This window comes from Piscibacillus sp. B03 (genome assembly GCF_052246295.1).
In the GTDB taxonomy this organism is placed as follows: domain Bacteria; phylum Bacillota; class Bacilli; order Bacillales; family Alkalibacillaceae; genus Piscibacillus.
The window spans coordinates 140,404-152,708 of record NZ_JBQQCO010000001.1 but is presented as its reverse complement, the minus strand read 5'-3'; the positions used below and the strand labels follow the sequence as shown (position 1 = coordinate 152,708).

The following is a 12,305-nucleotide window of genomic DNA, read 5'->3' as shown; positions in this document are numbered from 1 at the left end:
TTTCGATAGGAAAGCCCCGACTGTTGATAGAGAGCGCAGAATTGTCGATAGTGCGCCCGAAAGCACCAACTATACAAAATTTTTTAAGTTAAATTTTTTGAATAATAAGAATTTATAAAAGGAGTTTTCACTAGGAATATAGAATCATCTTATATTAAACATCTTGAGTGACGAGCCAGAGGATTCATTTTAATTTTTAAAAAATGAGGGGGAGCATTTATGAGAAAAATGTTCAAGTTTTTAGGAGTGGCTGCCATTGGCATGGGGCTACTTGCCGCATGTGGTGAGGAAGGCGGTTCTGGTTCAGGTGATGGGGAGACGTTCTTAGTTGGAGCGACTCAAATTGTTGAGCACCCGTCATTGGACCGCGCGTATGAAGGGTTCCAGGAAGCTTTAGAAGATGCTGGATTAGATGTAGAGTATGATTTCAGCAGTGCTCAAGGGGACCAAAATAATGTTAAAACAATCTCAGATGGTTTTGTTGCGGATGATGTAGATTTAATTTTTGCAAACTCAACGCCTAGTGCACTTGGGGCGTTGAATGCGACGAGTGAGATTCCAATTGTATATACGTCGGTAACGGACCCGGTTGATGCTGGCTTAGTACCGTCTATGGATGAAGCGGGAGAAAACATTACTGGAGTATCTGACTTACACCCTGATGCGATTGGAAGTACTGTCGAGTTTATTGACCAGCACTTCGAAGGCGCGACAGTTGGCTTAATCTATAACGCAGGTGAGCCTAACTCAGTATCGCAAATTGATGATGTGAAGGAGGCTGCTGAAGGCACTAGCTTAACTCTTGTTGAACGTAACGTTGCGAATGCTGCAGAAGTTCAACAAGCAGCTCAATCATTAGTCAGTGAAATTGAAGTATTTTACATCGTGACAGATAACACAGTTGTTGAAGCTTTAGACAGTGTAGTCGGTGTTGCGAATGACCAAAGCATTCCATTAATTGTCGGTGAACCTGATTCACTTGCCAAAGGTGGTTTTGCGACATTCGGAATTGATTACCATACAATTGGTTACCGCACAGGTGAAATGGCTGCAGAAATCTTAAAAGGTGAAAAATCACCTAGCGACATTAAACCTGAGTATCCACCTGAAATTCAATTATTTATTAACAAAGAAGCAGCTGAAGCACAAGGTGTTGAATGGAACGACGCTTGGGATGATGAAGCAGAATTCGTTGAGACGGCAGAATAAAAGGTAAAGCAGGCCCTGGCCTGCTTTACTAATATACATAGGCCGAAAAGGAGGATGTCATGCTAATCGCATTATTTGGTGCAATTGAATCAGGAGTCATTTATGCCATTATGGCACTAGGCGTTTACTTATCTTTCCGAGTGCTAGATTTCCCGGATTTAACCGTAGATGGAAGCTTTGTGACTGGTGCTGGCATATCAGCAATGTTAATAGTAAACGGTACATCGCCAATTCTAGCAACATTAATCGGAGCATTAGCTGGATTTATCGCAGGCTGTATAACAGGACTTCTCCATACAAAAGGTAAAATTAATGCCCTGTTAGCGGGAATCCTCATGATGATTGCACTGTACTCTATCAATCTACGCTTTATGGGACAACCAACCGTCTCATTATTAAACGAATCAACCTTAGTCAGCCAAATCCAGTCATTATGGGCAGGAACAGGCATCGACTCTGCCTTAAACAGCATGCTTCAATTCTTTGGTGCAGACCGTGTCCCAACGACTTGGTCGATTTTAATCGTGATGACCATCCTAACTATCGCAATAAAATTTGCACTTGATTATTTCTTGAAAACAGAAGTCGGCTTAGCGATTCGCGCAACTGGTGATAACCAGAAGATGATTCGTAGTTTATCAGCAAACACCAACTTCTTAATTATTGTTGGAATCGGATTATCCAATGCTTTAGTTGCATTATCCGGAGCCTTGGTTGGTCAATTAGGCGGCTTCGCAAACCTGAACATGGGGATCGGGATGATTGTGATCGGACTTGCGTCTGTGATTATCGGTGAAGCCCTTTTCGGCAAAAAGACCATCGCCAGAGTAACGCTTGCGGTGATCTTAGGTGCAGTGATTTATCGGATTGTGGTCACACTCGCATTAAGAGTTGATTTCTTGGAATCTAGTGACCTTAAACTCATTACCGCAGTTCTAGTCATCGCGGCACTTGTCACACCAAAAATTTTACAAGCACAACGAGAAAAGAAACGTCGACTAGCCAAGCGCAACGCCTTAGTCCAACAGAAGGAGCGTGAAGCCAGTGCTTAAAATAGAAGATGTGTCCATGACGTTTAACGAAGACACGCCAGATGAAAAGAAAGCCTTGCAACGGATTAACTTAGAATTAAATAAAGGCGAATTCGTCACGGTAATCGGCAGTAACGGAGCGGGGAAATCGACACTAATGAACGTGGTGTCAGGAAGCCTTCTACCTGATGTCGGCGAGGTTTATATTAACGACCAAAACGTGACGCATATGCCTGAGTATAAGCGATCTAAAATGGTTGGACGTGTGTTCCAAGACCCCATGGCTGGAACTGCACCATCCATGACAATTGAAGAAAATTTAGGCATGGCTTACGCAAGGGATAAAAAACGTCGCCTCGTCCCAGGCGTTAGCAAAAAACGAAAAGACCACTTCAGGGAGTACCTAGAAACTCTTAACTTAGGCCTTGAAGACCGACTGAACGCCAAAGTTGGATTCTTATCAGGCGGGGAGCGTCAGGCATTATCGCTCCTTATGGCAACGTTCACGGAACCATATATTCTTTTGCTTGATGAACATACAGCAGCCTTAGACCCATCACGTGCTGAGCTTATCACAGAAATTACGAAAGATGTGGTGGCGAAGTTCGGCCTTACGACGATGATGGTCACTCATAACATGCAACAAGCGCTTGACCTTGGCGACCGTTTGTTCATGATGGATAAGGGCCAAATCATTTTTGATGTCAAAGGGGAAGAAAAACAGAACCTGACGATTAAAAACTTACTTGATGAATTCCAACGCATCCGAGGCAAACAAATAGAAAGCGATCGCGCTGTGTTGGGGTAAAAAGAACGCTTGGGAGGTGTAATCCTTCCAAGCGTTTTTTATAGGTTAAATTCGTCCTTAATCATCTGAGCTACTTCTACAGCACTTAAATTCGTATTGTCGATTCTAAGGTAATTTGAAAAAGGAATCTCACCCTCATGAGAGTTCAATCTATGCTGTTCCAACGTTTTGAGTAAATTATTCTCTGACCATTCAATATTTCTCTTGGATGGCTTATGTTCCAGCCTGTTTGAACCCTTATTTCGCTCTAATCTACTTTCTAAGTCAGCCTCAAGTTCCACATAATAAACAGTGCGCCTTTTGACTCAAACAACTCTGAGACTTCTTTAACATAATCCCATTCGCTTTCAAGATCAAATGCCCAAACATAAGTGAAAATTAATCCATCTAATTTGCTGTTCGCCACTTCTTTAAAAATCTCCTCACGAAACAATTTAACGAGTCTTCTACCTTCTGAGGTTCCATAATCAAAGAAATTATTCACTAGTTCTATGTCATATGGTTATGAAAAGGCTTTAAACCAGTCAACTTTGACAGCTCTTGACCAATCGTCATTTTCCCAACGGCTTGTGGTCCAAACACCAAAACAAACTTCATATCTACTCATACCCTTATAAATTATTAAAATCCATCTCTCGAATCAATTCTTTCGCGCGATCATAACTCTCATCTTTCACCTTAATATACAATTCAACCTTATTTTTAGTCATCCTAGGTGTCTTTGACCCATCCACACGACAAGAGATGCCTTCTTCTCGTAATCTAGCTTTGACGAAGGAAATCTCTTTGGTACTATCAGTGGTAAACACGATTCTATTATGTTTCACATGATCCACAAGGTTTTTCACTAGTTTAATCATATTGGCGCTCCTTTGGTGTTAGTTATAAACAAGTTATTAAGACTATCAACAGGTTATACGATGTTATCAACAAGTTTCACCGTTTTATCAACATATTTTTATAAAATACCAACAAGTTTTCTATATTTATCAACAACTTTATCCACTTGATCAACATATTGGTACTCAACCAACACTATCAATATTCTGCTCATATAGTTTAGCATACACGCCGCGAACATTCATCAACTCGACGTGCGACCCATACTCAACGATTTTACCGTTATCCAGTACATAAATCACATCAGCATTTTCGATTGTGGATAACCTGTGGGCAACGACCATCATGATACCGTTTTTCATCCGCTCATCTAAGGCGTTCTGAACTTTTCGCTCAGTTTCTAGGTCTAAAGCAGACGTTGCCTCATCTAATAATAGTACGTCTGGTTGATGAACAATCGCCCGTGCTAGAGCGATTCTCTGCTGTTGTCCACCAGATAACGTAATCCCACGCTCCCCAATAACGGTTTGATAGCCATCTGGTAACGTCATAATAAAATCGTGTATGTGTGCCGCTTGGCAAGCAGCCACAATTTCATCCACAGAAATGTCCTCATCTTTGTCTTCTCCCACCATGCTCCAACTTTCTAGAAACGAATTTATGTGTTACATATTATCATAAAATTCACAAAATTTGTCATGAGATAAACAAAAAGACTACCGTTAAATGGTAGTCTTTTTAACTATAAGGTTTAGTGTTGTTTTTTAGCCATTCTGTCATATCAGAAATGGTTAATTCACCTGCTGCCATTTGTACTGTGATTTCCTCGTTAACAGTATCATTTCTAATGATTCTGTACCCATTCTTCTTTAGAAAAACATCAAGTGACGCTAAAGCGGTTCTCTTGTTGCCGTTATGAAAGCAGTGATTACGCGCTAATGATTCGAATAAAACGGATGCTTTTTCAAATAACGTTAGATATGCATCTTCTTCAAACAGTGTTTGTTGTGGCCGATATATAGCTGATTCGAGTAATCCATCGTCTTTTATACCTGCTTGCTCTCCTTCTCCGTATCTTTTCATCACCATAAAGTGAATTAATGCAACGTCTTTGGCTCTTAAATAATAAATGCCCATTTATCGATCCTTTAATCGGCGAAAAACTTCTTCGTGCTCTTCAAAGGTTTCAGCAAGCATTTCAACTATTTCACTGTCAAACTCTTCTTCCCACTTACGCTTTTTATTTAAAATGATTTGATCATCTTTTACATCAATTTCAAATTCATCTCCACGTTTAATGTTTAATTGTTCGACAATGGATTTGGGTAAGCCAACACTTAAACTGTTGCCTGTTTGAACAACCTTACGACTTTCCTTTGCCAAGTTAATCACACTCATTTCATTGTTCTGCCTTCAAACTAGCATCGACAGTTTTGCTTAATTTATACATACGTTATTACGTAATTACATATTAACATAGATATTAAACTCACTCAATAGGTAATAAACTGAATAGTTTAAAATATTTAATCATAATTTAAAAGCTCAATCATTTTCAAAATGCGTAATAATTTAATATACTAGTAATCACATCGGAATTAAAAGAAATCGAGGAGGCGCACCATGAGTGAAAAAATATATGTGATTCATGAAAATGATGATTGGACGAAGCCACTGCTTGAAGCATTAGATGAACTGAACGTCCCGTACGAGGATTGGTTTATCAATGAAGGGAATGTGGATTTAACGAAAGAACCGCCAGAAGGTGTATTCTATAATCGAATGAGTGCATCATCTCATACAAGAGGTCACCGGTTTGCGCCAGAGCTTACGATGGCTGTATTATCTTGGCTAGAGGGCCATGGTCGTACTGTATTAAATGGTACTCATGCACTTGACCTTGAAATAAACAAAGCTCGTCAGTATACAGCTTTAGAACAACATGGCATCAAAACACCTAAAACCATCGTTACAGTAGGAAAAGAAAGCTTAATTCAAGCCTCAGAACAAATGGAAAAACCGTTTATAACAAAACATAATCGTGCAGGGAAAGGACTTGGCGTTCAGCTATTCCATAGTGTTGAGGCGTTAAAAGAGTACGTCAACGGGCCGGACTTCGAAGAGCCAATCGATGGCGTGACCTTGCTTCAACAGTACATTCAATCACCTGATTCGACCATCACGAGGTGCGAATTTATTGACGGTAAGTTCTTATACGCCGTGCGAGTGGATACATCAGAAGGTTTTGAATTGTGCCCAGCTGATGCGTGCACGATTGATGACCAGTTCTGCACCACAACGGAAAATACGAGAGAAAAATTTAAGATTATGAATGATTTCGATGACCCAATCATCGAAAAATATGAAACGTTTTTAAAAGCTCAAGGTATTAACTTTGCAGGGATTGAGTTTATACGCGACGAACAAGGTGAGTTGTATACGTACGACATCAATACCAATACGAACTATAATGCTGATGCCGAAAGTAAAGTCCAAATGCATGGTATGAAAGAGTTGGCCAAAGCGCTGGCTTCAAGGTTAGACAAAGTCAACACTAAATAAAGTCTGCACGTGAATTCTTGGAGAGTTCACGTGTTTTTTATGGTAAAATGAAGTTGGAAAATTATTGAATGATTAAGGGGACATAAATGATAAAAGCAGTTCTATTCGACTTAGATGGCACGTTATTAAATCGAGACCAGTCGGTTAAGAGTTTTATTCAAGACCAATATGATCTATATCACCAATGGCTAGGCCACATTTCAAAAGATACATATATAAATAGATTCATAGAGCTAGATGAACGAGGATATGTCTGGAAGGACCGAGTCTATCAAGTTTTAGTGAATGAATTTAACATTACGAACTTAACCTGGGAAGATCTCCTTGAAGATTATATCACTCAATTTCAGCGCCACTGCATTCCTTTTGAAGACTTAACCACCATGTTAGATGAGTTAGTGAACACCAACCACCTACTAGGAATCATCACCAACGGAAAAGAACAGTTTCAACTGAATAACATTAAAGCACTCGGAATTGAACGATACTTTAACACCATCCTAATCTCGGAGCGAGAAGGGATTAAGAAGCCGAATCCAGAAATATTCTATAAAGCACTCAACGAATTAAATGTGAAACCACATGACAGTATGTATGTCGGTGATCATCCTGAAAAAGATATTCAAGCCGCACGCCATATAGGGATGTTGAGCTGTTGGAAGCAAAGTGATGAGTGGATTGGTGTTGATGCAGATTACGTGATCAATCAGCTTAATGAGCTCCCACCAATACTTAAAGAGATAAATGAGGAGTGAACAACATGCAGTTTAATGAATTTGGTTTAATCCTATTTGTTGAAAACTACAATGAATGCATTTCATTTTATAGAGACGTACTACAGTTAAACGTTTCAATGGAAAAAGAAACACTTGTAAAATTTGAACTTCCGACAGGTTACTTAATGGTTGAAAAAGGGGGCGTAGGTTCTAATCAAGAGAAACTAAGAAATGAAAACCCAACGGTAATTCGATTTGATGTTGAATTATTAGAATCTACTGTTGAGGAGTTAGAAAAACGTGGTGTTCAATTTAATGATAAAAAGTTAACGTTCGATTGGGGCTCGATTGCTGTTTTAAATGACCCAGATGGAAACCGGATTGAAATAGGGGAGCTAATATAATGGAAATCCGAGAATATAACTCTAGCAACGAGGTGGGCTGGTTAAGGTGTAGAGTGTTGTCATTCTTAAATACAGCTTATTTTGATAATGTTTTAAATCAAAAAGAAATCTATAATAACCCATCAATTGAGTTGGTTGCTATTAATAATGGTGAGGTTGTGGGTTTACTAGATATTGAATACGAAAAGAAAGAAAATGATGTTTGTACCGGGGTAGGTGGTATTGGCGGAATGATCTGGCACATCGCCACACACCCAGACCATCAACGAAAAGGAATTGCTACTAAGCTATTAGAAGCAGGAGAATCAATCTGTCGAAACAGAGGAATTGATTACCTTGAAGCTTGGACTAGAGACGATGAGTGGGTGAATAACTGGTACAAGAGCAGAGGTTTTAATCAGGTTAGTTCTTACTACCATGTTTTTATAGGTGGTAGTCAAGAAGCGGAAGCTGCAACTACTGCTAAAATTCCAAACTTTAAATTATTACAAGGTTTTGCGCATTACTCAGGTGATCAGGTTGATGATATTAAATCGAAGTTTAAGAGGGTGCATGAATGCCGTTGTTATGAGAAAGAGCTAAATTAAGCTTAGAAACTTATTATTGAGGTAGTCGATCAGAATCAAACACTAGAAATTAAAAGTGATTTGCACAAATTATTGTTCAGAAATAGGTTGCAACAACGTTAGGAAGATTCGATGTCGAGTTGGTTATTACTCTTACCAATCGTTGGTGGAGTGGCTTTAGTTATTGTTCTAATGATGTTTATTTATAAGGTTGCGATAGGGAAGAAGCATTACTACACATGGGTTATAGTGAGTATGCTTATATTAATTCTGTTATTAACGCTTACCGCTTTTATTGAATACTTAAATATATGGTGAGCCACGATTGTAGGGGTGATGAAATGAATCAATCATTATTAGACCAAATTGCTGATAAAAGAAATATGTTCTTAGTTATTAATTATGCCCTGCTGATTTTGTATGGGGGCTTAACATTTCCGGTTACTAGTTTAAACGACTTTTTGTATATTGCATTAATCATATTCATTTATGTATTATCTTCTGTAATCTTTTATGGTTTATATAGTGAAACTTCATTAGTCACTATATTTTTTACAATCTTTTTGTTAAACGTATTGGGGCTGTCATGGCGAGTATTATTAGAGTGGGGTGAACATTCCTTGATGGCGAATCTCACCATCTTAAATATAAGCATTCATCTAATATCGATTCCACTTTTTGTTGCATTGGGATTTTACATTATTCAACAAAAGAATCGAGGGGACACTCGATAAGGGAACTTTATTATGGTTACTCCATCTATTTTAAATGTCCTGCATAACTGAAGATAGCTTGGGAAGAGGTAGAATAATGATGAATAGGTTTAAATTGCCTTATCAAATTGCATTACTCGCTTTACTGTTGATGATCGGATTTCTAAATTATCCATCGAGTTTAGCGAATATCATGTTTTTTATGGCTTCGGTAGGATTTTTCTTTATTCTTAACACAATTTTTGCGAGAACAAAGAGGAAGTGATTAAAATGGCATACCATGATACATATCGTTTCGGGGCTCATGCCGTGATCTTAAACTCAGAAAGTCACATGCTCCTAATGAAACGTACTTATGGAAATAAAGGTTGGAGCACTCCTGGAGGTAGTGTTGAGCCAGGAGAAACTATTCATGAGGCATTATATCGTGAATGTCGTGAAGAACTTGGTTTAGAAGTGCAATCTATGACTTTAACTGGTTTTTATTATCATAGTATTAACAACTCACAAGTTGCTATGTTCCGTTGTTCACTTCCTGAAGACGAGGAAATCAAGCTTAGTCACGAACACTCTGATTATGATTGGTTTCCAATTGATGAATTGGGTGAAATACAGCGAATTAGAGCGAGGGATGCAATAGAGTTTCAAGGAGACTTCATTAGTCGTAGCTTTTAGGGGGGATAAAAAATGAAAAGTTTTTTTGTATTTGCTATTAGTTTTCTATTGTTATTTTTAATCATTCAAGTTATATCAGGAATGTTTCTTACTTTAACTTATGCTCCTGATATATCAGAGGCCTGGGAGGCAAGTGCAGCATTGTCTAATGAAACAGTTATTAATAGAGGGTATGACCATAGTCTATTAACCCTGCTTATTGCGTTCATTTCTGCCTCATTAGCATATTTGATCTCATATAAAGTACCTTGGGCCAAAAAAACCACTAAGTAAGGTTAAGTGGAAATAAAATATAGAGAGAAGGGGGATTACTTATTGCTACACCACATAGAAATTTACGTTTCTAATTTAAAGCAGACAACTGACTTTTGGGGTTGGTTTCTAGAGGAATTAGGATATAGCTCTTACCAAAAATGGGAGCAAGGTCACAGTTGGAAACTAGGAGAAACATATATCGTTTTCGTTAAGGTGGAAGATCGATTTAAAGCCCCCTCGTACCATAGATGTCGAGTAGGTCTTAATCATCTAACCTTTCATGCAAAGTCACGACAACAAGTGGATGAAATGACCAATAAATTATTAGAAAAGGAGATAAGGATTCTCTATCCAGATAAACATCCATTTGCTGGTGGAGAGCACTATTACGCTGTTTATTTCGAAGATCCTGATAGAATTAAGGTTGAGCTCGTTGCCCCTGAATAGTTTTTTGAGCATATCATTTGGAGTAATTGGAGGCTATATATGGACAGTATTATTTTTGATTTAGATGGCACGTTATGGAATTCCATCGATACGGTTTTAATTGCATGGAATAAAATAATTAACCAAGATGAACAATTGAAAGGTGATTTAACGAGAAATGATTTTAAAGGGACAATGGGCCTTCAAATCGAAGAAATAGGTAAAATTCTATTCCCGTATAAAAGTGAAAACGAGAGAAAAAAGAGATTAAAAGAGTGTTGTGATCTAGAAACATTGTATTTGGAACAACATGGTGGTCAGTTATATGAAAATGTGGAAAGCGTACTCGACACACTATCGCAGCAATATAAGTTATATATTGTGAGTAACTGTCAAGAAGGGTATATTGAGGCTTTCTATAAGTACCATAAACTAGATAGATATTTTTTAGATTATGAGAATCCGGGTCGGACTGGACTTTCAAAAGGAGAAAACATCAAGTTGGTTATTGAGAGAAATAGTTTAAAGAATCCTGTTTATGTTGGGGACACAGAAGGAGATCTGAGAGCATCCAAATACGCAGGTATTCCATTTATTTATGTAGCATATGGGTTTGGAGAAGTCGATGAATATGATTATGTCATTAAAGAATTTGATGAGCTCTTGAATTTTTTTTTAAAAATCTTAAGTAGGTGATTTAATGTTCGAAATTAGTGAAAGTATCTCCCCATTCAAGGTTACACGTATAATACTAACGATTTCAACTATTGCTTTTGCAACACTATCCCTTATATTCTTAATACTTTTCAAGATGGCTATAACTCCAATTCAAGTGGCCATGCATTGGTCGCTAGGTCTGTTAATGGGTGTTCAAGCAATTGAGATGGTTAAAATGAAAAAGGAGAAGTATGTACCGTTGTTTGCGCTTGCTTCCCTATTAAATGTGTTTGGAGCAACTTATATACTATGGCTTTATCTGTGAGGGAATACGATTACGATATTTTTAAATTTAAACACTATTATTTATTATTCGAATTAAGTGATTGATCCGCTAGCTGAAGATTCCTCCTTAGATAATATGGTGCCTTACGATGAGAAAGGATCTCTGATGTTGTCATTTGCTTTATACTCTCAACTTCGTCAGGGCTTTTTACATATGGTTCACCGGACTTATGTCTGCATAAGAAAACGACATCTACAACGTTAAGACCAGTATCAGTAGTGAAAGATGAGTTAGTTACATAGTTGAGTATGTCGACATCAATTCCTATTTCTTCGTTAATTTCTCTATGTAAGGTTCGTTCTAGTATGTCGTAGGACTCTCCTTCTAAATCACACTTACCGCCAACCAGAGATAGTAATCCCCCGGCGTGCTCTTCTTTTTGGCTTCTTTGTATTATAAGCCATTTTTCATTGTAAATAATAGCTCCTTCCACATTAACTATAAACATATAAATCTCTCCTTTAAGTATTTAACTAAGGCATCGAAGTTGTAATCATTTCTATAAATAATGCCATTGTAGCTAGGAAAATCGTCATAAGCGTAGTTAATAAAATAAACCTCTTACTTTTACCACGCCCAATGTAATACAACATCGCACCTAATAGAATAGAGCCACCCCAGACGGATAGCCCTACATTCGTAACGAGTTTCGTCCAATCGAAAATCCAAAAATAAAAGATGACTAAATGAATAAGAATGGTAATGAATGTGAATGTTCTAAGTAAAAAGCGTTTCATTTAAACACTCCTAAACTCTAGTTAAGTGTGAATCCTTGAATCCATTAGGGGATTTAAGCCCGTACCCAACTGCACGATCCATCCCAATGTGTGCGACCCAAATTATTGAAAGAGCTAGAATGACAGATGAAGAAAATATGAGGGAAATCACGATCAATAAGATTGGAGCAAGGTAAGTGTGAAATAAGTTATAAGTGATTGATCCTATTTTCTGGTTAACTAAATAACCAAGCATCCCAATATCAGGTGCTAACAGTAACACAATAAACATTACCCAACTAAAATCAAGTTGATAGTAGATGTACAAACTAGCAACGAATACCATTAACCCTTCTAGGTGTAATAGGGTTTTGTTCAATG

At 37.9% G+C, this 12,305-nt stretch carries 21 protein-coding genes and 1 pseudogene; 14 read left to right on the top strand and 8 right to left on the bottom strand.

All coding sequences use genetic code 11. From position 1 onward, the window contains the following. Positions 1–219: 219 nt before the first annotated feature. Genes ACTWQB_RS00845 through ACTWQB_RS00835 form a run of 3 tightly spaced genes read left to right on the top strand, consistent with a single transcriptional unit; the run spans position 220 to position 3,048 of the window. On the top strand, positions 220–1,209 hold the full coding sequence (locus tag ACTWQB_RS00845) for an ABC transporter substrate-binding protein (protein WP_443137289.1): 990 nt from the start codon (positions 220–222) through the stop codon (positions 1,207–1,209). A 59-nt stretch (positions 1,210–1,268) separates the two neighbouring features. Next, complete coding sequence (locus tag ACTWQB_RS00840; protein WP_443137288.1) at positions 1,269–2,261, top strand: ABC transporter permease; 993 nt, start codon at positions 1,269–1,271, stop codon at positions 2,259–2,261. A gap of 16 nt (positions 2,262–2,277) precedes the next feature. After that, complete coding sequence (locus tag ACTWQB_RS00835) at positions 2,278–3,048, top strand: ABC transporter ATP-binding protein (RefSeq protein ID WP_443137437.1); 771 nt, start codon at positions 2,278–2,280, stop codon at positions 3,046–3,048. 38 nt (positions 3,049–3,086) lie between these two features. Here ACTWQB_RS00835 and ACTWQB_RS00830 read toward each other — a convergent pair. From ACTWQB_RS00830 to ACTWQB_RS00810, 5 genes and pseudogenes are all read right to left on the bottom strand, one after another. Beyond that, positions 3,087–3,645 (bottom strand): annotated as a pseudogene (locus ACTWQB_RS00830) (AAA family ATPase). 14 nt (positions 3,646–3,659) lie between these two features. Continuing rightward, positions 3,660–3,908: a putative signal transducing protein gene (locus ACTWQB_RS00825; protein ID WP_443137287.1), complete on the bottom strand. Its 249-nt coding sequence runs from the start codon at positions 3,906–3,908 to the stop codon at positions 3,660–3,662. Positions 3,909–4,073: 165 nt separating this feature from the next. Continuing rightward, positions 4,074–4,520 carry an ATP-binding cassette domain-containing protein gene (locus ACTWQB_RS00820; protein WP_443137286.1) on the bottom strand — a complete coding sequence of 149 codons (447 nt, stop codon included), beginning with the start codon at positions 4,518–4,520 and terminating at the stop codon, positions 4,074–4,076. 106 nt (positions 4,521–4,626) lie between these two features. Further along, positions 4,627–4,977, bottom strand: a complete 351-nt coding sequence (locus ACTWQB_RS00815) for a type II toxin-antitoxin system death-on-curing family toxin (RefSeq protein WP_443137436.1) — start codon at positions 4,975–4,977, stop codon at positions 4,627–4,629. Positions 4,978–5,025: 48 nt separating this feature from the next. Beyond that, the gene (locus ACTWQB_RS00810) at positions 5,026–5,271 is read right to left on the bottom strand and encodes an AbrB/MazE/SpoVT family DNA-binding domain-containing protein (RefSeq protein WP_443137285.1); all 246 of its coding nucleotides are present in this window, start codon (positions 5,269–5,271) and stop codon (positions 5,026–5,028) included. Positions 5,272–5,511: 240 nt separating this feature from the next. On the opposite strand from ACTWQB_RS00810, the gene ACTWQB_RS00805 reads away from it, so the two are divergent. From ACTWQB_RS00805 to ACTWQB_RS00755, 11 genes are all read left to right on the top strand, one after another. Then, positions 5,512–6,450 carry an ATP-grasp domain-containing protein gene (locus ACTWQB_RS00805; protein WP_443137284.1) on the top strand — a complete coding sequence of 313 codons (939 nt, stop codon included), beginning with the start codon at positions 5,512–5,514 and terminating at the stop codon, positions 6,448–6,450. 86 nt (positions 6,451–6,536) lie between these two features. Then, complete coding sequence (locus ACTWQB_RS00800) at positions 6,537–7,205, top strand: HAD family hydrolase (protein WP_443137283.1); 669 nt, start codon at positions 6,537–6,539, stop codon at positions 7,203–7,205. Positions 7,206–7,210: 5 nt separating this feature from the next. Beyond that, positions 7,211–7,570 carry a VOC family protein gene (locus tag ACTWQB_RS00795; RefSeq protein WP_443137282.1) on the top strand — a complete coding sequence of 120 codons (360 nt, stop codon included), beginning with the start codon at positions 7,211–7,213 and terminating at the stop codon, positions 7,568–7,570. Continuing rightward, positions 7,570–8,157, top strand: coding sequence for a GNAT family N-acetyltransferase (locus ACTWQB_RS00790; protein ID WP_443137281.1), 588 nt, complete (start codon positions 7,570–7,572; stop codon positions 8,155–8,157). Before ACTWQB_RS00795 ends, ACTWQB_RS00790 begins: the two co-directional genes overlap by 1 nt. A gap of 111 nt (positions 8,158–8,268) precedes the next feature. Next, entirely contained in the window at positions 8,269–8,454 is a 186-nt protein-coding gene (locus ACTWQB_RS00785) for a hypothetical protein (RefSeq protein ID WP_443137280.1), read from the top strand. Between the two features lie 23 nt (positions 8,455–8,477). Then, positions 8,478–8,870, top strand: coding sequence for a hypothetical protein (locus ACTWQB_RS00780; protein WP_443137279.1), 393 nt, complete (start codon positions 8,478–8,480; stop codon positions 8,868–8,870). Between the two features lie 249 nt (positions 8,871–9,119). Beyond that, positions 9,120–9,524, top strand: coding sequence for an NUDIX hydrolase (locus ACTWQB_RS00775; RefSeq protein ID WP_443137278.1), 405 nt, complete (start codon positions 9,120–9,122; stop codon positions 9,522–9,524). A 12-nt stretch (positions 9,525–9,536) separates the two neighbouring features. Then, complete coding sequence (locus tag ACTWQB_RS00770) at positions 9,537–9,797, top strand: hypothetical protein (RefSeq protein ID WP_443137277.1); 261 nt, start codon at positions 9,537–9,539, stop codon at positions 9,795–9,797. Positions 9,798–9,839: 42 nt separating this feature from the next. Then, positions 9,840–10,226, top strand: a complete 387-nt coding sequence (locus ACTWQB_RS00765; RefSeq protein ID WP_443137276.1) for a VOC family protein — start codon at positions 9,840–9,842, stop codon at positions 10,224–10,226. Between the two features lie 39 nt (positions 10,227–10,265). Continuing rightward, on the top strand, positions 10,266–10,901 hold the full coding sequence (locus ACTWQB_RS00760) for an HAD family hydrolase (protein ID WP_443137275.1): 636 nt from the start codon (positions 10,266–10,268) through the stop codon (positions 10,899–10,901). Positions 10,902–10,905: 4 nt separating this feature from the next. Beyond that, positions 10,906–11,187, top strand: coding sequence for a hypothetical protein (locus ACTWQB_RS00755; RefSeq protein ID WP_443137274.1), 282 nt, complete (start codon positions 10,906–10,908; stop codon positions 11,185–11,187). 37 nt (positions 11,188–11,224) lie between these two features. Here the strand turns inward: ACTWQB_RS00755 and ACTWQB_RS00750 are convergent, their stop codons facing one another. From ACTWQB_RS00750 to ACTWQB_RS00740, 3 genes are read right to left on the bottom strand one after another with little or no spacing between them, the layout of a single operon-like run. Beyond that, the gene (locus ACTWQB_RS00750) at positions 11,225–11,656 is read right to left on the bottom strand and encodes an NUDIX domain-containing protein (RefSeq protein WP_443137273.1); all 432 of its coding nucleotides are present in this window, start codon (positions 11,654–11,656) and stop codon (positions 11,225–11,227) included. A 25-nt stretch (positions 11,657–11,681) separates the two neighbouring features. After that, complete coding sequence (locus ACTWQB_RS00745) at positions 11,682–11,945, bottom strand: hypothetical protein (RefSeq protein WP_443137272.1); 264 nt, start codon at positions 11,943–11,945, stop codon at positions 11,682–11,684. A gap of 10 nt (positions 11,946–11,955) precedes the next feature. Further along, the gene (locus ACTWQB_RS00740) at positions 11,956–12,303 is read right to left on the bottom strand and encodes a DUF4260 domain-containing protein (RefSeq protein ID WP_443137271.1); all 348 of its coding nucleotides are present in this window, start codon (positions 12,301–12,303) and stop codon (positions 11,956–11,958) included. Positions 12,304–12,305 lie beyond the last annotated feature (2 nt).